We start from the raw sequence: 19,527 nt of genomic DNA, 5'->3' as shown, positions 1-19,527 counted from the left end.
AACCTAGCATTTTCTAGGCTCTATTTTTTTAACAAGTTAAGAGTTAGAAAGACAAAAAATGATTACAATTACAGACCAAGCCAAGTTTAAAGCAAAAGACTTCTTCAATTACCTTAATATGCAGCTCACGCAAGCTATTACAAGCTATTAAAAGAACGCGTGATAATGATCTACCTGTCAAAATTGCTGCAGGAACTACCTATCAGCAAGGAAACGTGAAAGCCGAAATCACTGAGTACGAATTCGGTAAAAAATACGTTTCAATTTTTAAATCTTCTAAGCTAGATGTTAAAATTGCTTATTATTTAGAAGACAATGATCGTGGCTGTCAGATCACTTTTAAAGAAGACGTTCTTAGTTTTGATGAAAAAAAACATTCTAATCTTGGTACCTGGTTTTACAACTGGCAGTTAAAACAAGGTGCTAAAAAACAACTAAAGCAAATGAAGAATAATGTGTTAGCTTACGCCAAATAACAATAGCCCTAGTCTCAATATTTCGAGATTAGGGCTATTTTTGTTAAATAATATCATCAGAACTTTGATCGTAAAATTTAGAGTTTTTGTAATTATAAACCAATTTAGAACTATCAAAAGCAGTTCCATTAGCTAAATAGAAGGTATCATAGACTTCTAAACAAGGATCTCCTTCTTTTAATTCAAGGTATTTTGCCTCGTCAGCAGTTAATTTTCTAACACGCATATACTTATCAGAAAACCGAATTTCTTTCTTTAGTCCTTCTCGGATGTAATCAAAAATTGAGCCTTCTGCGATTTCTTTACTCATGAAGGGAATTATACTTTTACGATAATATGACTCTTCTAAGACAAAGGGCTTACCATCTTGTTTGCGCAATCTTTTAATAAAGTAGCATTCTTCATTAGAATGAAGATGTTCACTGATTGGCTTAGGTGCCTTCTTCTCCGAAAACTCGATTACTTCCGTAGTAGGCTTTTTTAATACATGGGCAAAACCAGCATTGTCTGTTAGAGACATATAACCATCTTGCCCGGTAGGCCTAACGAAGACGCCTGACCCTTGCACCTTATAGACAATCCCTCGCTGCGTAAGTAAAGTAATTGCCTGCAAAATAGTTGATTTTCCGACTTGATATTTCTTCATTAAGTCAGTTATAGTTGGCAATTTATCACCATGATGAAGTTGCTTTTCAGTAATATAATCTTTTATTTTATCCGCAACTAATTCATATTTCTTCATTATTTACATCCCTAAATGAAAAATTCTCATAGTTATATTTTAACTATGAGAATTTTCAAAGTCTATATTTTATAATTAAGCTTTCTCAGCACCAGCTTGCTCTTTCTTAAGCAATTCATTGTCGTAATGCTTAATGAATGGATACCAAATTAAGAATGCAACTATAGCATTGACTAAAGCTAAAACAGCACCTTGCCAACTAGCAGTGGCCATCATACCACCAATACCTACAGGAATTGGCCATGGTTGTTGAACAATAATCTTAGGTACTAAGTGAGTTGCAATAGCTGCATAAGCAACCATTGAACAAGTCATAGGTGCTAATAAGAATGGAACAAATAAACGTACGTTATAAACAATTGGCAAACCAAATAGTAAAGGTTCGTTAATGTTAAATACAGCAGGAACAGCTTCAAGTTTACCAAGTTCTCGTAATTGTTTAGATCTAGAAGCAAAAGCCATCCAGAGTGCCATACCCAAGGTAGCTCCTGATCCCCCCATAATTACGAATGCGTTTGCGAATTCACCTGCAAATACATAGTGAGCACCAGAAGCATTAGCAGCCATGTTTGATAAAACAATTGCTTGGTAGAAACTTGAAATAATAGTCGCACCGTGAATACCAAACCACCATAAGAAGTGAATCAGGAAGAAGATAATCAAAACTCCCCACCAGGTATTAGCAATGTTTGAAACAAATGAGAATGGAATAAACAATAATTGGAAAATATCTGTACCAAGAACAATTAAGATAACGTCAATTAAAGCAATGACAATCGCAATCACAAAACCAGGAATCAAAGCAGTAAATGAGTTAGCAACACCTGATGGAACAGATGCTGGCATTTTAATTCGCCAATTGTGTTTAATACAGAAACGATAAATTTGAACAGTTAACCAGGCAACGATTAAACCAGTAAAGATACCTGTAGCACCAATTCTAGTTAACCCAGAACCAGAAACGCCATAACCACCGGCAATAACATTATCTTTCTTTAAAATGTTAACAAAGACAGTGTTACCACCCTTCCATACTAATTGTGGAACGGTAATGAATAAGCCCATTAAAGTTAAGAAAACTGCGTTCAATGGATCAAGCAATAAATTCTCTTCTTTACGGTAAATATCTGCATAGTTATAAGCAAATGATCCAGCAAAGTAAATTGCGATAATACCCATGGTGGCGTTGTAAATAACAGTATAAATATTGTTAAAACGTCCAAATGTATTATTGTAAAAATCTACAAATCCTTTAGCAGTAATAACTTGAGTCAAAACTGTTAAGACCAAAAACATTGATCCAATGATAGAAAAGGCAATAATCGAATAACCAGCACCCATAATTGCACGTACAAAACGTGAACCTGAGAACTTGCCTAGTATCTTCATCATTTTATCTTTAAATGATGGTTGCGCAGTGTCAGACATAGTACATCCCCCTCAATTTGTCCTACTGTCTATTACTTTCAAATGTCTTAATTGCTCGTGCATATTTGTCGCGCCCATTTTGAATGTTGCTAATTCTTCTTAAAATCAAAATAGAACCTAATATTCCAACAACTAAAATCGTAAAAATTACATTTGCGACATCATTTGTTGCCATAAAAGGAAACAGAACCTTTCCAAATGGTAAATAGCAACCTATAGCAAAGATTACATTTGCAACTAGCTGCAGCTGATAATAAAGTTTTGTAAACTTCAAGTCAGTATTTCTCACATTCCATTTACTTACTTGCTCAACTGAAGCTACTAATAATAAAACAAACAATAATCCCGAAATTATCGAAGCAACAATATCTTTGTAACAAATTGCAAAAACTAACCAAAATAGATTAGTGAATAAGAACGCCGCAGAAAAATAACGAATCATTAAATAGCGGCTAAAGTTTATAGATCTCACACTCATATCATGTTTCTTTTGTTCTAAACTCTGATCTTTTTTAGTCATTATTGTATCTGCCCTTTCAATATTGTTCCTGAACAATTCAGACAACACCTGTATAATACTACTAATTGAAAACGGTTGCAACAATAAAGACCGTTTTATAATAAAAATAAAATTCTATACTTTTAATCTTTACAATTGAGTTTTTAATTTGTAGAATGAACTTCGAAAACGCTTACTTTAGAAAGGATGTATTGAATATGACTGGATACACTATGCCAAAAGGCTTTTTATGGGGTGGCGCTGTTGCTGCTCACCAACTTGAAGGTGCATGGAATGAAGACGGAAAAGGAATGTCAGTTGCTGATGTAATGACTGTAGGATCTGCAACTAAGCCACGTGAAATTACAGATGGCGTCATCCCTGGTAAGAATTACCCTAACCATGATGCAATTGATTTTTATCACCACTACAAGGGCGACATCAAATTAATGGCTGAAATGGGTTTTAAGGCTTTTCGTACTTCAATTGCTTGGACTAGAATTTTTCCTAAGGGTGACGAAAAAGAGCCAAATGAAGCAGGTCTTAAATTCTATGATGACTTATTTGACGAATGCCACAAATACGGTATTGAACCGGTAATTACTCTTTCTCACTTTGAAATTCCATATCACTTAGTTAAAGAATATGGTGGTTTTACTAACCGTAAATTAATTGACTACTTCGTTCGCTTTGCACGGGTATGCTTTAAGCGTTACAAGAACAAAGTTAAGTATTGGATGACCTTTAATGAAATCGATAACCAATCTAGCTTCAACAATGACTTCTTGATGGCTACTAACTCTGGTATTTTGTTCAAAAATGGCATGGGCGATAAAGAAAAAGAAGCAGCAATGTATCAAGCAGCTCACTACGAACTAGTTGCTTCTGCTCTAGCTGTTAAAGAGGGACACAAGATTAATCCAGACTTCCAAATCGGTTGTATGATTAACTACTCACCTGTTCGTCCTTTAACTCCATCTTCAGACGATGTCTTACTTGCTGACAAGTTCGAACAAAGACGTGACTTCTTCTCTGACGTTCACGTAAATGGTGAATATCCAAATGCTGTTGAAGACTATATTGAAAGAAACGGCTACCGTCCAGATATTACTGAAGAAGATAAGATTGCCTTAAAGGAAGGTACGGTTGATTACGTTGGCTTTTCATACTACCAATCAACTACTGTTTCAAGTAAGAAAGTTAAGCCTGATGAGTTGACTGATTTACAAGAAGCAATTGTTGAAAATCCTACATTGCAACGCAGTGACTGGGGCTGGGAAATCGATCCAGAAGGTTTAAGAATTTCTCTTAACCACCTAACTGACCGTTACCACAAGCCACTCTTTATTGTTGAAAATGGTCTTGGTGCTTACGACAAACGCGAAGCTGATGGCTCAGTTCATGATCCATACAGAATCGATTACTTAAGAAAACACATTGAACAAATGGAAAAGGCTGTTGTCTTAGATGGCGTTGACTTGATGGGTTACCTTCCTTGGGGATGCATTGACTTAGTATCAGCTGGAACTGGTCAAATGGACAAGCGCTATGGCTTTATTTATGTTGATAAAAACGACAAGGGTGAAGGAACACTTGAGCGTTCAAAGAAAGATTCCTTTGACTGGTACAAGAAAGTTATTGAATCTAACGGTAAAGACTTAGACTAATCACGAAAAATAGGATCTAGAATTACTCTAAATCCTATTTTTTGCATTAGGATTAGCACTTCACCAATTAGAGTGCTAAATATTTTACATTCTATTCTGAGCTACTACAATAGAAAGTGTAGAGAGCGTAATGGAAGGAAGTTTTATTATGGCAAACGAAATGATGAAAAATCGTAACAATGATAATATGATGGATCAATTAAGCGATTGGTTTAGTTTTCCAAAAGACTTTTTTGACGATAGTTCAATTAAGAACATTATGCAATCTGATGTAGCTGAAACAGACAAAGACTATATCGTTAAAGTCGATATGCCAGGAATGGACAAGAAGGACATCAAGGTTTCTTATAAAGATGGTATCTTGAATGTTTCAGGTAGTCGCGACTCATTTGACAACTTAGATGACAAGAATGGTAACCTTATTCACCGTGAAAGAAGCGTTGGTCACATTCAAAGAAGCTATCGTATTCCTGATGTTGATTCTAAAGAAATTTCTGCTAAAGACATCGATGGCGTTTTAACGATTACCTTGCCAAAGTTAACTGAAGAAGATAAAGAAAACACCATCACAATTGAATAAATTTGATTGCTTATAAAAAAGCACCCCGCATGAGCGAGGTGTTTTTTAATTTACTGCAATAATTTTTACATCGTAACTTCCAGCTGGTGCTTGAACAGTAACTGTTGCACCAGCTTTTTGCTTCATTAAAGCCTGCCCTAAAGGAGAATCAAAAGAGATTTTTCCTTTAGCTAGGTCTGCTTCCATTCTGCCGACAATCCGATATTCTTCCGCATCGTCATCACCTTCAAAAAGCAATTTTACATTTGAACCTAAATCAATTGTTCCACTTTCATCTTTTTGAATAATTTCTGAATATCTTAATTGTTTATCTAGATAACGCAGTCGACTCTGCAAGTGCCCTAATTCCATCTTAGCAGTCGTATATTCTGAATTTTCTGACAAGTCTCCCATACTACGAGCTTCTTGCAAAATTTTAATTCTACGTGGTCGATCTTTTTTTAAACGGGCTATCTCGTCTTTAATTTCTTGATAGCCTTCTGGCGTCATTTTTTGATAGTAAACCATTATTTAACCTTAACATCGTTTCCAGTAAGAATATCTTGCTTGTAAAGTTCACCATTCTTGACTGAATAATGACCAACAATTGTTCCAGTTGACTTTTCAGCTAAAGAGTATTGACCATTGCCGCCATCAATTAAAGTAAAGTTGTCTGGACCATAACTACTTGAATAGCCGTGCTCTTTAATTGTGTCAGAAACCATCTTGTTAAACATGGCATCTGAAGCGTTATTAGCTGATGATGCGTTTTGACTCTTACCATTAGTTTGGTTGTTAGATGCAGCCGAATTTGATGCATTATTCGAATTATTTGAGCCAGTTGAATCAGAAGAATTATTAGAATTAGTTGATTCGTTCTTATTAGTCTTTTTGCCGTTAGTATTGCTTGAACTTTCACTACTCTTATCGTTCTTCTTATCTGAATTAGTAGTTTCTGAATCGTCAGTATCTACATCGGTCTTATCTTTCTTAGTAGTATGTTTCTTAGCCTTATGACTCTTCTTGTGGCTTGTCTTACTACTTTTTGCTTCGTTATTAGTACTAGATTGATTTGCACTATTACTGCAACCTACAGCAAGAAGCATAGTCATTAGGGTAATGCCTGATACAAAAATATTCTTTTTCATAGTCTTACCTCCGATATTATTATCAATATTATACTTCATATTGTCCCTTGTCATACTTATGAAAGCTACTTTCATTCAATAAAATTAGTGTATTAAGTCGTCATTTGCTGTATAGTAAAGATAATGAAAAACATGATAAAAAAATTAAAGGAGTGTAAAATTACATGTCTCACGAATTAACTCTACAAGAAATTGATCAATTCCGTAATGATTTTGATAATTCACGCAATGAAGTTGTTTCTCGCGCAGCAATGCGCTCTGGTGTATTAGAAGCATCTTTTAATCCAGCAGTTACTAACCGTCTAAATGATGTCTTTTCTGTTGAAGTAGAAACTGATAACGTTACTAACCAAATGCAATCAGGACGTTGCTGGTTATTTGCCACTTTAAACACCTTACGTCACGACTTTGGTAAAAAGTATAAGGCTAAGAATTTTACTTTATCCCAAGCATACAACTTTTTCTGGGATAAAATTGAACGTGCAAATATCTTCTACGATGCAATCATCGATTCCGCTGATAAGCCATTAGATGATCGTACTGTTAAAGCATACATGAACTTTGCAGGCTCAGATGGTGGTCAATGGGCAATGGCTGCTTCACTAGTTAAGAAGTACGGCGTTGTCCCAACCAATGCAATGCCAGAAAGCTTTAACACTAACCACACTGCTGGCTTAGCTGATGCCTTAGCTCGTAAAGAAAGAAAAGATGCCTTAGTTTTACGTAAATTAGTTCAAGAAGGTAAAACCGACGAAGTTGAAAAGAAACGTAAAGAGTTCTTAAGCGAAATTTACCGGATGACTGCAATTGCTGTTGGTGAACCACCTAAGACTTTTGACTTAGAATACCGCGACGACGATAAAAAATTGCACTTAGATAAAAACTTAACACCAGTTGAATTCTTCAATAAGTATTGGGATATTAACTTCGATGATTATGTTTGCTTGACTAACGCACCTGATCACGAATATGGCAAGCTTTACTCACTTCCATTCGAAGATAACGTTAATGGAGGTCTTCCTATTACTTTCTTAAATGTTCCAATCGAATACTTAAAAGAAGCTGCAGTCAAGCAATTGAAAGACGGCGAAAGTGTTTGGTTCGGTAACGACGTCTTAAAGGAAATGGACCGTAAGACTGGCTACTTAGATACTGAATTGTACAAGACCGACGAATTATTTGATGTTGATACTTACATGACTAAGGCTGAAAGATTGGCTACTGGCGAAGGTGAAGTCAGTCACGCAATGACCCTAGTTGGTGTCGACTTAGATAAGGGAGAAATCCGTAAGTGGAAAGTTGAAAACTCATGGAGTGAAAAGTCAGGCCGTAAAGGTTACTTCACAATGAGCGATAAGTGGTTTGATGAGTTTGTTTATGAAGTAGTTGTTAGAAAAGAATTCTTAACTGACGATCAAAAGAAACTCGCAGAAAGCAAACCTACTCCACTTCCAGCTTGGGATTCACTTGCTTAGTAAAAATAAAATATATTGATAAAAAAAGCGCTTTGTATCATTTTTGATACAAGGCGCTTTTCTATTACACATTCCATTCGTCCATAAATTCTTGAACGAATTCACGCATATATTCAGTTCTTCGATGTGCTTCTTTCTTAGCAGCAGGAGTATTCATCAATCCCTCTAAATCAAATAATTTCTCATAGAAGTGATTAATTGTTGTTTCATCATGATTACGATATTGATCATGACTTACTAACTTTTCAGGCTTAATCTCTGGATCATAGATTTTATTTCCATGCTTTCCACCATAAGTAAATGCTCGTGCGATTCCAATTGCACCCAAACTTTCGATTCGGTCTGCATCTTGCACATATTGTCCACTGAGAGGCAACTTGTAGTGGTGTTCAATATTGTCAGAAAAAGACATGTGCTGAATCGTAAATAAAATATCTTGTACTTCTAATTCAGTAAATCCAACTTTAGGTAGTAGCTCTTCAATTTCTGCAATTACCTTGCTTGGATTTTCGCAAATCTTTTCGTCAATTGTATCGTGTAAATAACTACCAGTCTGAATAATAGCAACAACTCGGCTATCCTCATGTGCATTAGGATAATCGCTTAAATACATTTTTGTAGCTAAGTTTGCTACTCTCTGCCCATGATAATAATCATGACCTGTTTTTTCACCTTTTAAATGAACCCTGGTAAATTGCTTAACTAATTCAATATCCATCTATTTATCACCACAATTAAGCCATCGAATCCCAGCAAGGAACTGGTGTTGCTTTACCTTCAGCAATCTTTACTAATTTTGCTGGTAAGTATTGCTTCTTTACTACAACCTTAAAGAGGTATTCGTTAAACCACTTATCATCCATAACAAAGTAGCCCTTTTCACCAACTTTTGTTCCCCAAGAATTTTCAACTTTCCATTGACGAGGTTTACCATCAACTACGTCTACACCAACAAGGGTCATCGCATGTGTTGATCCACTTGCACCGGTTTCAAGACGTTCTTTTTTGCTTAACTTAGTTTCAATATTAAAAATAGTATCAGTTTCATACAAATCAGCAGCTAAAATACCCTTTTGACGGTCGCTTTGCTTGCCTACATCACAACCAAACCAGATTGTTTCACCATCTTTTAATTGCTTAATAGCAGCTTCCTTAAGATTTTCAATATTTGTATTTAAAAATCTAATTGGACTACCGCCTTCAACATTATCTTCAAATGGGAAAGCGTAAAGCTTATCATATTCATGGTCTGGCGCGTTAAAGAGAACAACATAATCATCCAAATCATCTTCAAAATAATTGTGGAAAAAGTCTAATGGACTAAGATTTTGATCTAATTTGTAATTACCGTCATCATCTTTAAATTCCAAATCAAACTTTTGCACAGGTTGTCCAAAAGCAATCACAGCCATGCGATAAACTTCACTTAAAAATTCTTGACGCTTTTGTTCTACTTCATCATTTTTGCCTGCTTGTGCAAGTTTACGTAAAACTAGTCCGTCTTCACGTAATTTCATGTTCAGAGCTTGGTTAAATGCTGCTGTATTGTTGGCAGTAAAACTCTCATCTTGTGCATAAGTTGGTACTAAACCATATTTTCTAATCAAAGAAATGGCCATATGCCATTGTCCACCATCTGTATCTGGAGCTTGCAAATAAAAATGCACAGTTCGATCATCCACAGGCTTATCCGCAGTTTCTAAGATATGATTAAAGAAAATATTTGCTCTTTCAATTCGATCCCAGAAGAAGAGATAACTTTGTGAAAAAGTAAAGTTCTTTGCATGATATTGCTTAGCAAACTTGTGACGTAAAACGTTCAATGCCGCAAACAACCAGCAACGGCCTGATTGCTTTTGATCAGTTACGTTATCAGTTGGGATTTCAATTGAGAAGGTCCGATTTAAATCACGAATTCCTTCACTGTTAAAGCTTACTTTTTGCACACCGTTATTCACAACAGCTAATTCAGCGATTTTATTTTGCTTGTTTCGTTGATAATCTTGTTGAAATTTTGCAATTTCATCTAGCGTAAGTTCATGTGCCATATTAATTCTTCTTTCATAAATCACAATGTTTTATCTCCATTATAAAAAGGGATAGTCGTTTTGACCATCCCTTAATGCATCATCCATCAAAAAAAACTTCTGCTAACCTAAGCTTATTTAATAACTAAGCCGTTTCCCAGATTTGAACTGGGGACCTCCTCCTTACCACGGCGGTGCTCTACCTCCTGAGCTAAAACGGCAAACACATTTAATCTACACCTAATTATAACAAAAAAGACGAGGAATGCTTTCTAGCGATCCCTCGTCTTCTTTTTTCACTAACTATTTAATTTTAACTAGAGTGTACTTTCTCTTACCCTTACGGATAATTACGTACTTACCATCAAAATCATTATCAGGTTCAATAATGAAGTCAATATCATTTTGACGTTCACCATTTACGTAAATAGCACCGTTCTTAACATCTTCACGTGCTTGACGCTTAGATGGTTCAATCTTAGTTTCAACCAAGAATTCAACAATATTCTTAGCTTCATGAGTTGCTTCAGCACTCGGTGCATTCTTCAAAGCTTGTTCAATTTGAGGTACAGACAAGCTCTTAACGTTACCTGAGAATAATGCTTCAGTAATCATTTGAGCTTCTTTCAAGCCTTCTTCACCATGAACAAACTTAGTTACTTCTTCAGCTAATCTCTTTTGAGCTGCTCGCTTCCAAGGTTCTTTTTCAGTCTTTTCAGCCAAGTCTTCAATTTCTTCACGAGATAAGAAAGTAAAGTATTTAAGGTACTTAACAACGTCCCGATCATCTTGGTTAATCCAGAATTGGTAGAATTCGTAAGGACTGGTCTTTTCAGGATCAAGCCAAACAGCACCACCAGCAGATTTACCAAACTTAGTCCCATCGGCCTTAAGCATCAATGGAATAGTTAAACCAAATGCTGGACGCTCTTGACCTTCAAGCTTGTGGATTAAATCGATACCAGCAGTAATATTGCCCCATTGATCAGAACCACCAATTTGAAGTTGAACACCGTTATCTTTGTTCAAATGGTAGAAATCAATTGCTTGCAAAATTTGGTAACTGAATTCAGTAAATGAAATACCGTTCTCTAAACGGCTTGCAACAACATCCTTGTTAATCATGTTATTAACTTGGAAAAATTTACCATAGTCACGTAGGAAATCGATCAAATTAAGTTTTCCAAGCCATTCAGCATTGTTTTTAATTTCAAAGTTTTCAGTACCGAATAACTTCTTCATTTGAGTAGTCAATTTTTCTTCATTGTGCTTAACTTGTTCAGCAGTTTGAAGAACACGTTCGGTCTTTCTACCTGATGGGTCACCAATTGAACCAGTTCCTCCACCAATCAAAATTACTGGATGGTAGCCAGCCATTTGGAATCTTTTTAAAATCATAAATGGAATTAAGTGTCCAATATGAAGAGAATCTCCAGTTGGATCAGTTCCGCAGTAAAGAGCTAAATCATCATGCTCTGCTAAGTACTTACGTAACCCTTCTTCATCGGTTTCTTGGTTAATAGCACCGCGCCATTTTAAATCTTCTAAAATGTCAAATTTTGCCATAATAATTTCTCCTAACAAAAAACGTCCCTAGACTTCTTTCGAAATCTAGGGACGACTAAATTACTTCATTAGCCGTGGTACCACCCACGTTCACGCTTAATGCGCCTTGAGACAGTTGATAAGGAAACAACCCCATTATTGTACTTCGCAAGTTTGACCTGCCTAGCTCACACTAACCGCTAGTTCTCTGAACACTGAATCAAGTTGCTACTTTATATTTACCTATGATAATAAGGGAGAATAGCTATTTAGTCAACTGCTTATTTATAAAAGCCTTTAACATCTAAAGTGTAACCCTTACCAGCTGACATATCATATTGAATCAGTTTGTAGTCTTTCAATAATTCTTTTTGCTTTTTAGTTAATTTCTTTTCAGAAACTTTCTTACCATTTTGATCAACTAGTTCAAAACCGTCACTGCTACTATAGTTAATTGTCATTGCAGGAAGATCTTTGTAGATCCGAGTAAGTAAAGCTTGATAGGCAGTAACTTTAGCATTAGTTTGCTCTAAAGCCATCGGAATAAAGGAACTAGTTGCAACGTACTTATCTGGCACGATTTTACTCTTAGCCCCATGTTCACGCGCATACTTATTTGAATAGATAAAGTAAGTAGTTGAATGCATCTTTAAAGGATATTTAGCTAAAAGCGATTGATCAATAATTGATGGGTAGTGGTCCCCATAAAAGACTAGCGTGACAGGTTTATTAAGCTTATCAATTTGTGCAATAAATTCCTTAACTGCCTTATCAGTATATTCAACCCCCTTCGTATATGCCGCAAAACTAGTTTTAACGTTATCATCTGCAAGAGAAGAGCCACTGACATTATCCTTATATTCATTTGGTGAATAATAATCGCCATAGGGCATATGGTTTTGCATTGAGATAAGGTTAATAAATTGACCGCCTTTTCTACTCTTGATCTGTCTTAAACCATTTTGATAGGCTGTTTCATCAGAAAGATATGGACTGGTACCAAGTGACTTTTGATCATAGATCTTATATTTAGAACCCAAATAAGCAAACTTATTGAACTTAAACCGGCGGTAATTATCAATTCGGCCGTAATACGTACCCTTAAATGGATGGATTGCACTACTATAAGGGAAATTCATCCCAATTGTTGGGTAGAATTCATAGTGCGAAGTTACTTGAGTATATGGCGTTAAGGCACTAGAAAAGTTACCCATATTAAAGCCAGTTAAAGACTCATATTCCATATTTCCAGTTCCGCCACCATATCCAGCACTAAGCATTTTACCAGAGGTCGTTTGAGTCATTAAGCTACGGATATACTCCATCGGATCTCTAACATTGTTAGAAACTTTAACACCTGGAAATTCTTTTGGATCTACAAAGCTTTCACTCAAATTAAAGACAATTGTTTGATCCGACAACTTATTTTTCCTTGTCTTGTTAATAGCAATTGCTTCTTTTTGATACTTCTTAGTGATTTCTTTAATCGCATGTTCTGAATAACCAGCTGGCTTATCCATAATTGGAACTTTAATAAAGTCTAAAAACGTTAAAACTGCACCGTTATTAGCTGTACTATCTGGTGGATTTCTAAAATCAGGGTTATTATCAAAGCCTTTTGAAATATAGTAAATCACTGAATCTTCATCATTAAACCACACCGGTGTAATTAAGATTAAGAGACTTCCAATTAAAGCAACCCAGCTCTTTTTCTCTCTCTTTAAGTTATATGGGTGCTTTAATTCAAGATAGACAATAACAGCAACTAAGAGTGCAATGCCCACTAAAATATAAATTAAGGTTTGCACACCAATCATTGGAATTAGTGTCTTCCAATTAACGATCTCACTAATTTCATTGGGATAAACTGGCTCTTCTCTTAAATCCATCTTGATTCCATCTGCAATTGCAATTCCTAAAGCCAAAACAGTTGGAATGCTTGCGGATACCCAGAACCTAGTAGTAATTACATAAAAGATCTCATAAATTGCAAATAAGAAGATCGACGATAAAACTAAAGTGCCAAATTTGCTAGTAAAAATAAAGACTAAAGCAACCCAAAAATCACTTGCAGATTGAATATCTCGAACAGTATAAAAACCGACGATACTTAAGAATATCAGGAATGCAAATAAGATAATTGATCTGCTATGTTTCTTTAAAAAGCCCAATCCCGCTTCTAAAAGTTTAACAAGACCATCCAGATTATTCTCATCAAACTTATTTAAGAATCTCTGAACGCACTTATTTGACAGAATAAACTTAACGAAAATGAAATTAATAATAAAGCTTGCAACTAATAAAGAAAGAATCAATAAGACAGTAACTTTCTTACTTACGGGTGCAAGCAACAATTGCAGCTTTTCCTTCCACAAGCTCATCCCATAAGAGGTAGTCCCAAAAATAATTGCTGGAATTAAAATTGAAAATACTCTGTGAGATGCTCCTAGCATTGAACTTCTAAATAATAATGCTCCAGTAACCACAAATAAAATCATCAACGGTGATGATGGGGCCATTAAAAGACTAGTATTCCAAGACATATTCATCTGAGAAAAGATAAATCCTTGTGGCGTCTGAATCGGCATTAATTTAATCGTAAGATAGTAAACTGCTGGTAGCAAAATAATCGTTGCTACTACCAGGCCAAAAAGTACTTTCTTAGATACCTTAATTTTAGAAATCAACATTCCCCAGGCAAAAGGCAAAACTAAGTACAAGCCAAAAATACTATAGCTAGTTAAAAGCGAATTTCCAGCACTTAAAGTAAAAATTAAAAGTGTAATGGTAGTTAATAACAACACATTTTGCTTAGTATTTAATCTTTCTTGTAGTCGAAAAATAAAAGGCTGAAAGAATAAAGAGATAATAATTCCGCTAAATAAAGCTGACGTACTTGTTAAAACTGGGAAAAAGACTCCCCATAAGTTCCAGGCGGAGAACAATTGCGGCAATGAAATAACAAATACTAAATAGAAAATAATCAGAGTAATGACACCTTCAAGCCAGTTCTTAACTACCTCTTTAAAGCTATACTCCTTACTGCCGTAGCTCATCCCATACCAGACAACCACTATCAATTGAATCAGACTGATTACCATGCCAATTCGCGTTTTAGTAGAAACTGAAGTTGGATTATAGTTCCAAAAGCCTAAGGCTTGAATTAATATTCCCAGCAATAAACATAAAAGTAAGATCCACTGGATTGTTTTTCTTAACGCTGATTTCATTTGTATATCCCTAACTTTTTCTTAATTGTTACCAAAACATCCACTCGCTTACCGTGTCCGGTAAAGAAGTCAACAATGTCTTTTCTAAATTGAAAAATCATAATTAAAGTAGCAATTAAAAAGATTAATCCTTGTTCCCAACCAAAGTTAAGCCAAGTAAAAATACTGAAACCCAACATATAGACAAGTGGCGGAATTGTAAGATTTTTCATAATAATCACTAAAAACAAGCCAAACAATAAAGCAATTAAGCCAGCTCGCCAATCGAAAAAGACAAGCCATAATGCAGTAACTGCCACTCCTTTACCACCCTTGAAGTGATTCCAGAACGGAAATGAATGCCCTAAGACTACGCCAAGACCGGCAAAAGACAAATCTAAACGATTACCATGATAAAGAGAGTAAACAATTAACAACGCTGCCAAAGTCTTAGCTAAATCTCCGATACAAGTGAGAATACCCCACTTTTTACCAAAAACTGCGCCAATATTAGCTGTGCCAGGATTACCTGAACCATACTTAGTTGGATCTTTATGTAAAAATATTTTTGCGACAATCATAGCAAAAAGGATATTTCCGAGGAAATATCCTATTACTAGTGAAATCAATTCATTCATTAATAAGCACGATCTCCGTTCCATAATTCATCCGTATAAGGATCATATACGTAGTATACCTGATTAGAATCACCACTGGTCCAATCAAATTGAGAATTCATTGAATTTTGATAAGTTTCATTATTATCAATATTCATTGAATCTAGACCCAGATCATTTCTCACAATATTAGAAGTTCGTTGTAATTCTTTGTCAGACATTACTTGATATGATGCATCCCCAATCATTGCTCCTACTCCGTGCAAGTAGTCGCTAGACATGTTTTGGGTACATTTACGATAGTTCTTACTAATCTTCACCATTGAATCAAAAGTTAAATTAGTCCTTAAACTAGTAGAAACTGAGCCTAAAATTGAATCTAAGTTCTTTAAAGTGCTAAATGACATAGCATGCTCTAAAACTGACATAATAACTTCACGTTGACGTAGCTGCCTACCATAGTCTCCCTTGGGATCATCGTAGCGCATCCTTGAATAAGCCAAAGCTTGACTACCATTTAAGTGAACTTTTTTACCTTTAGTAAAAGTATAGCCATCATAGGTAAAGGTAAGAGGAGGCGTCACAGTAACACCGCCAACGCCGTCAACAATCTTACGCATACCACCCATATTCATTGAAATATAATACTTTATCGGAACATTAAGGACTTTACTAGTAGTCTGCATCGCCATCTTAGCTCCACCAATGTTATAAGCTGCATTAATCTTGTGGACGCTAAAGCTCTCTGTCCCGATCATTCTTGCCATCGTATCACGCGGAATCGACATCAAAGAAAGTTTCTTTTTAGCTGGATTAACGGTTACTATAATCATCGTATCCGAATTTCCACGAACTTCTTTTCTACCAAAAGCGCCTGTATCTGTCCCTAATAACAAAATATTAAATGGCTCTTTGCCAGAAAAACTATCTTGCTTTACGGCATTCTTAGGATCATAGGTTTTATCAAAAGCATTCTTAGCTTTAAAATAGACAGATCCTGCGTAGGCACCAAGTCCTAAAACCAACACTAAAACTACCGCAATGATAATACGGATTGGCTTTTTCTTACTATGTTTTTCTTTGTTCAGCTCAACTCTTGAGAGAACAGGTTCTTTGGGCTTATTATCCATAATATTCTTTCTCAAACTTTCTTAAAACAAGGATATTATAGCAAAATTACAATCTGAAAACTTTATTATGCCAAATCTTAATCAATTAGTAAAAAAGAGAGAAACATCTCTCGCTTCCCTCTTTTCATATTTATTCTAAAGTAATTGTAGTTGAAAAATGTGAACTTTCATCTGGTGCCAGGAAGTTATTACCTTCTTTTTCCATCCAGTCAGTTAATTCATTGCTCTTAATGTCTGGTAAGCCAGCAAAAGGTTCCATACATAAAAACTTAGCTTCTGGATCTGTCATAGCCCAGAGTGCCACATATGGAAAATCTTCTAAAGTTAAAGAAATCTTGTGGTCAGACTTCGCACTAGATAGTTCAATTCCAGTTAAGCCAGGATTATTAATAATGATCAGCCCATCATCAAATTCAGCATATGACAATGGTAAAGTACTCTTTTGTGCATTAGGTACAGGAATAACTTTACCATTTCTAAATGGAATTGGATCAATTTGAAATTGAGTCAATTCTGTTACTTCTGGGCTTAAATTAATTTCATAGTCAGAAAATTCTAGCTCATCGCCAGCTACTGGGACATTGAACCCAGGGTGGAATCCTAATCCAAAAGGCATTGTTTCTTTTGAATTGTTTTTAACTAAAAATTCTACTTTTAATTGATTAGCTTCTAATGTATATGTAGCCATCAAGCTAAAACGAAATGGATAAACAGCTAAAGTTTCATCATTTTCGGTTAGAGTTAAACTTACTCGGTCGTCTCCCTTATCGACAACTGTCCATGGATAGTCACGAGCAAAGCCGTGTTGTTTCATTTCATATGTTTTTCCATTTAAAATATATTTATTATCATTTGATCTTCCGATCGCTGGAAAAAGAATTGGAGCATGTCTCTCCCATTCACTCCCATTCCAAATGTAGTCGGCATTAGTAGCCTTATCAACTACATGAGTAAGCTGGGCGCCGACTTCATTAATTTCAACCTTTAACTGGTTGTTTTCAATTGTTACCATCAATTGTCCTCCTAAACAATTTCGACTGATCCTATTCTGAAAATATCACGCCATACTCAATATGTCAACTGCAAGCGATAACATATAGATTATTACTGAATTCCGTATCTCTACACTTGTTATTAATTCTTAAATGTTATAATAAGTTAAACACTGTTGTATTTAGCTTGACTTTTAATTTAGTTCTAATACAATGAAAGGTGTTCTAATACTAAAAATGATTTAAGAATTAGGACAAGTTGATACAAAGAAGGCATCCCAATGGGATGCCTTCTTTCATACCTAGAATAATGTAGTTAACATTGCACCGCCAATAATTAATACTAGGCCTGCAATGGTAAAAATTAAACCGTTGCGAGTTTTCTTTTCGTGTAAGAAAACTAAGCCACCTAAAGTAGAGATAACTACGCAAAGTTGTGAAATAACAAAAGCCATGTTAACTCCGTTATCTTGAACAGAAAGAATGTAAGCTAATGCAGCAATTGCATATAGAATACCTGCTCCACCACTTTGAACAGTAGATTTTTCTTTCCAAACATGTAAATTTTTAGTAACAAGCGTATAGATAAACACAGCTACAAGCATACCGAAGGTTTGACCAAAGAAGATTGAAATACTACTTCCATGTAAAGCCTTTGGAATTGAACTTGAAGTAATGTAGCCAAGTGAAGTTAACACAAGCAAAATAATTGTGCTTATCTGATTAGACTTGTTGCCTTCGCTTGTTCCCCGATCAGTCAATGAAGTTAAAACAACTCCAATAATTAATACTAAAATACCAATAAAGCCATAAAGCTTAGCTTGTGGACTAGCCCATTCGCCAAAAGCAAGCACACCTACAAGAGGCACACCGATCAACTGCAAACCAGTTGAAATTGGCATTGTTTCTGAAACACCAATTTTTTCATAAGAAATATATTGACCAACTTGACCAATTACCCAGCAAGCACCACCTAATGCAGAAAGCAAAAATAGTGACCAACTCATTGCTGGATGCATAATTGCCATTACAACTGCACCAAAAATAAATGAAGCCGCAACTGTACCCACAATTTGATTATAAACTGTACTATTTTTCACACTAGCAATAACTAAGGGCATCAGTCCCCAGCCAATTGCTGGTAAAAACAAATAAACATATTTCATAATTTTGTATCTCTCCCTAAACTTTTAAACAATTTATTCTATCAGGATTAATACCGTCTGGCAAGAGTCAATTATGAAATCATTTTCTTTTTCATTAAGATCCGATTGCTACGCCAGACCAAAATTAGCATAATTATTTCACCAATTATTGGCAAAAAGATAACATTTAATGAAGTTGCACTTGCAAAGATCATGTGCAGTACAACTGCCGCTAAAATCATGATCCAAGAAGTCCACCTTCTAAACCAGGGCTGCCAAATACTCCCTGCTAAAACAAGATAGTAGACACAAAGTACAAAACCTAAAATAAGTAGCCAAGTTTGGCCTTGTACAGTAAAAATTTCAGCACCCATTAGTGCCGCAAAGCCACTAATATAAGCCAAATATGCTAAAACTAGCATCATCACTAATCTAATAATTAACAATTCGCTATTCTTTTGTTTCATTACGAGATTATTTTTAAAAATTACCATCCCGACCCAGGTTAATAATAGTAAAGCAATAACTAGACCAATAGTGAAATTCATTGCCATTTGATTAGTCATCAAAAAGACAATAATTAAAATTAATCCTAATTCATAATAGAAATTAAGCGCAAAAATACTGCTTTTTAACTCCATTGGTAGCCAAAGCAAGACCACTGCAATAATAAAGAAAATTGCACATCTACCCTTAAGCCCCTGATCAACTGCTGCATAGTTAGGTACATAAACCAAAATTGCAGCCAAAACTCCCAGAATAGATAAAGCAATTTTTATCCATGTATTTTGACTAATTTTTTTCATTCTAAAATTCTCCCTCGCTAAGATTATCTCACTTTTCAAATTTATAATCTCATAAAAAAAGT

General features: G+C 35.3%; 17 protein-coding genes, 1 tRNA gene and 1 pseudogene. 4 read left to right on the top strand and 15 right to left on the bottom strand.

What is annotated here, in order from left to right:
* Positions 1–58 precede the first annotated feature (58 nt).
* Positions 59–476 (top strand): annotated as a pseudogene (locus LGAS_RS00925) (DUF3284 domain-containing protein).
* A 43-nt stretch (positions 477–519) separates the two neighbouring features.
* Here LGAS_RS00925 and LGAS_RS00920 read toward each other — a convergent pair.
* From LGAS_RS00920 to LGAS_RS00910, 3 genes are all read right to left on the bottom strand, one after another.
* The gene (locus LGAS_RS00920) at positions 520–1,218 is read right to left on the bottom strand and encodes a GntR family transcriptional regulator (protein ID WP_003655663.1); all 699 of its coding nucleotides are present in this window, start codon (positions 1,216–1,218) and stop codon (positions 520–522) included.
* Between the two features lie 75 nt (positions 1,219–1,293).
* On the bottom strand, positions 1,294–2,646 hold the full coding sequence (gene celB, locus LGAS_RS00915) for a PTS cellobiose transporter subunit IIC (protein ID WP_003647912.1): 1,353 nt from the start codon (positions 2,644–2,646) through the stop codon (positions 1,294–1,296).
* Positions 2,647–2,668: 22 nt separating this feature from the next.
* Complete coding sequence (locus LGAS_RS00910; protein WP_025012195.1) at positions 2,669–3,166, bottom strand: hypothetical protein; 498 nt, start codon at positions 3,164–3,166, stop codon at positions 2,669–2,671.
* Between the two features lie 197 nt (positions 3,167–3,363).
* Here LGAS_RS00910 and LGAS_RS00905 point away from each other — a divergent pair, with 197 nt between their 5' ends.
* Both LGAS_RS00905 and LGAS_RS00900 read left to right on the top strand, forming a co-directional pair.
* Positions 3,364–4,812 (top strand): 6-phospho-beta-glucosidase, encoded by a 1,449-nt coding sequence (locus LGAS_RS00905; protein ID WP_021314878.1) that lies wholly within the window; start codon positions 3,364–3,366, stop codon positions 4,810–4,812.
* Positions 4,813–4,960: 148 nt separating this feature from the next.
* The gene (locus LGAS_RS00900; RefSeq protein ID WP_003647914.1) at positions 4,961–5,392 is read left to right on the top strand and encodes an Hsp20/alpha crystallin family protein; all 432 of its coding nucleotides are present in this window, start codon (positions 4,961–4,963) and stop codon (positions 5,390–5,392) included.
* 45 nt (positions 5,393–5,437) lie between these two features.
* On the opposite strand, the gene greA is transcribed toward LGAS_RS00900, so the two are convergent.
* A complete protein-coding gene (gene greA / locus LGAS_RS00895) occupies positions 5,438–5,899 on the bottom strand; it encodes a transcription elongation factor GreA (RefSeq protein WP_003647915.1) in 462 nt (153 codons plus the stop codon).
* Entirely contained in the window at positions 5,899–6,519 is a 621-nt protein-coding gene (locus tag LGAS_RS00890) for a hypothetical protein (RefSeq protein ID WP_003647916.1), read from the bottom strand. Before LGAS_RS00890 ends, greA begins: the two co-directional genes overlap by 1 nt.
* A gap of 164 nt (positions 6,520–6,683) precedes the next feature.
* Between LGAS_RS00890 and LGAS_RS00885 the strand changes: the two genes are divergently transcribed.
* Positions 6,684–7,994, top strand: a complete 1,311-nt coding sequence (locus LGAS_RS00885) for a C1 family peptidase (RefSeq protein WP_003647917.1) — start codon at positions 6,684–6,686, stop codon at positions 7,992–7,994.
* A 64-nt stretch (positions 7,995–8,058) separates the two neighbouring features.
* Here the strand turns inward: LGAS_RS00885 and LGAS_RS00880 are convergent, their stop codons facing one another.
* From LGAS_RS00880 to LGAS_RS00835, 10 genes are all read right to left on the bottom strand, one after another.
* On the bottom strand, positions 8,059–8,712 hold the full coding sequence (locus LGAS_RS00880; RefSeq protein WP_003647918.1) for an HD domain-containing protein: 654 nt from the start codon (positions 8,710–8,712) through the stop codon (positions 8,059–8,061).
* Between the two features lie 16 nt (positions 8,713–8,728).
* A complete protein-coding gene (locus LGAS_RS00875; RefSeq protein ID WP_003647919.1) occupies positions 8,729–10,042 on the bottom strand; it encodes a C1 family peptidase in 1,314 nt (437 codons plus the stop codon).
* Positions 10,043–10,169: 127 nt separating this feature from the next.
* Positions 10,170–10,242, bottom strand: a tRNA-Thr gene (locus tag LGAS_RS00870).
* Between the two features lie 82 nt (positions 10,243–10,324).
* Positions 10,325–11,587: a tyrosine--tRNA ligase gene (tyrS, locus tag LGAS_RS00865; RefSeq protein WP_021314877.1), complete on the bottom strand. Its 1,263-nt coding sequence runs from the start codon at positions 11,585–11,587 to the stop codon at positions 10,325–10,327.
* Between the two features lie 260 nt (positions 11,588–11,847).
* Complete coding sequence (locus LGAS_RS00860; RefSeq protein ID WP_003647920.1) at positions 11,848–14,796, bottom strand: LTA synthase family protein; 2,949 nt, start codon at positions 14,794–14,796, stop codon at positions 11,848–11,850.
* Positions 14,793–15,413 carry a glycerol-3-phosphate acyltransferase gene (locus LGAS_RS00855; protein ID WP_003647921.1) on the bottom strand — a complete coding sequence of 207 codons (621 nt, stop codon included), beginning with the start codon at positions 15,411–15,413 and terminating at the stop codon, positions 14,793–14,795. Before LGAS_RS00855 ends, LGAS_RS00860 begins: the two co-directional genes overlap by 4 nt.
* On the bottom strand, positions 15,413–16,522 hold the full coding sequence (locus LGAS_RS00850; protein WP_003647922.1) for an LCP family glycopolymer transferase: 1,110 nt from the start codon (positions 16,520–16,522) through the stop codon (positions 15,413–15,415). Before LGAS_RS00850 ends, LGAS_RS00855 begins: the two co-directional genes overlap by 1 nt.
* Positions 16,523–16,652: 130 nt before the next feature.
* Positions 16,653–17,534, bottom strand: coding sequence for an aldose 1-epimerase family protein (locus tag LGAS_RS00845; RefSeq protein WP_003650698.1), 882 nt, complete (start codon positions 17,532–17,534; stop codon positions 16,653–16,655).
* A gap of 282 nt (positions 17,535–17,816) precedes the next feature.
* A complete protein-coding gene (locus LGAS_RS00840; RefSeq protein ID WP_003647923.1) occupies positions 17,817–18,680 on the bottom strand; it encodes a GRP family sugar transporter in 864 nt (287 codons plus the stop codon).
* A 71-nt stretch (positions 18,681–18,751) separates the two neighbouring features.
* The gene (locus LGAS_RS00835; protein ID WP_003650696.1) at positions 18,752–19,465 is read right to left on the bottom strand and encodes a hypothetical protein; all 714 of its coding nucleotides are present in this window, start codon (positions 19,463–19,465) and stop codon (positions 18,752–18,754) included.
* Positions 19,466–19,527: the final 62 nt, after the last annotated feature.

The sequence above is a fragment of the Lactobacillus gasseri ATCC 33323 = JCM 1131 genome (assembly GCF_000014425.1).
Lineage (GTDB): Bacteria > Bacillota > Bacilli > Lactobacillales > Lactobacillaceae > Lactobacillus > Lactobacillus gasseri.
This window is presented reverse-complemented; position numbering and strand designations above follow the sequence as displayed.

What these genes read in the sequence shown, in the direction of transcription:
- LGAS_RS00920 (WP_003655663.1), bottom strand. Translation starts at nt 1,218, where the DNA reads ATGAAGAAATATGAATTAGTTGCGGATAAAATAAAAGATTATATTACT.
- celB (WP_003647912.1), bottom strand. Translation starts at nt 2,646, where the DNA reads ATGTCTGACACTGCGCAACCATCATTTAAAGATAAAATGATGAAGATA.
- LGAS_RS00910 (WP_025012195.1), bottom strand. Translation starts at nt 3,166, where the DNA reads ATGACTAAAAAAGATCAGAGTTTAGAACAAAAGAAACATGATATGAGT.
- LGAS_RS00905 (WP_021314878.1), top strand. Translation starts at nt 3,364, where the DNA reads ATGACTGGATACACTATGCCAAAAGGCTTTTTATGGGGTGGCGCTGTT.
- LGAS_RS00900 (WP_003647914.1), top strand. Translation starts at nt 4,961, where the DNA reads ATGGCAAACGAAATGATGAAAAATCGTAACAATGATAATATGATGGAT.
- greA (WP_003647915.1), bottom strand. Translation starts at nt 5,899, where the DNA reads ATGGTTTACTATCAAAAAATGACGCCAGAAGGCTATCAAGAAATTAAA.
- LGAS_RS00890 (WP_003647916.1), bottom strand. Translation starts at nt 6,519, where the DNA reads ATGAAAAAGAATATTTTTGTATCAGGCATTACCCTAATGACTATGCTT.
- LGAS_RS00885 (WP_003647917.1), top strand. Translation starts at nt 6,684, where the DNA reads ATGTCTCACGAATTAACTCTACAAGAAATTGATCAATTCCGTAATGAT.
- LGAS_RS00880 (WP_003647918.1), bottom strand. Translation starts at nt 8,712, where the DNA reads ATGGATATTGAATTAGTTAAGCAATTTACCAGGGTTCATTTAAAAGGT.
- LGAS_RS00875 (WP_003647919.1), bottom strand. Translation starts at nt 10,042, where the DNA reads ATGGCACATGAACTTACGCTAGATGAAATTGCAAAATTTCAACAAGAT.
- tyrS (WP_021314877.1), bottom strand. Translation starts at nt 11,587, where the DNA reads ATGGCAAAATTTGACATTTTAGAAGATTTAAAATGGCGCGGTGCTATT.
- LGAS_RS00860 (WP_003647920.1), bottom strand. Translation starts at nt 14,796, where the DNA reads ATGAAATCAGCGTTAAGAAAAACAATCCAGTGGATCTTACTTTTATGT.
- LGAS_RS00855 (WP_003647921.1), bottom strand. Translation starts at nt 15,413, where the DNA reads ATGAATGAATTGATTTCACTAGTAATAGGATATTTCCTCGGAAATATC.
- LGAS_RS00850 (WP_003647922.1), bottom strand. Translation starts at nt 16,522, where the DNA reads ATGGATAATAAGCCCAAAGAACCTGTTCTCTCAAGAGTTGAGCTGAAC.
- LGAS_RS00845 (WP_003650698.1), bottom strand. Translation starts at nt 17,534, where the DNA reads ATGGTAACAATTGAAAACAACCAGTTAAAGGTTGAAATTAATGAAGTC.
- LGAS_RS00840 (WP_003647923.1), bottom strand. Translation starts at nt 18,680, where the DNA reads ATGAAATATGTTTATTTGTTTTTACCAGCAATTGGCTGGGGACTGATG.
- LGAS_RS00835 (WP_003650696.1), bottom strand. Translation starts at nt 19,465, where the DNA reads ATGAAAAAAATTAGTCAAAATACATGGATAAAAATTGCTTTATCTATT.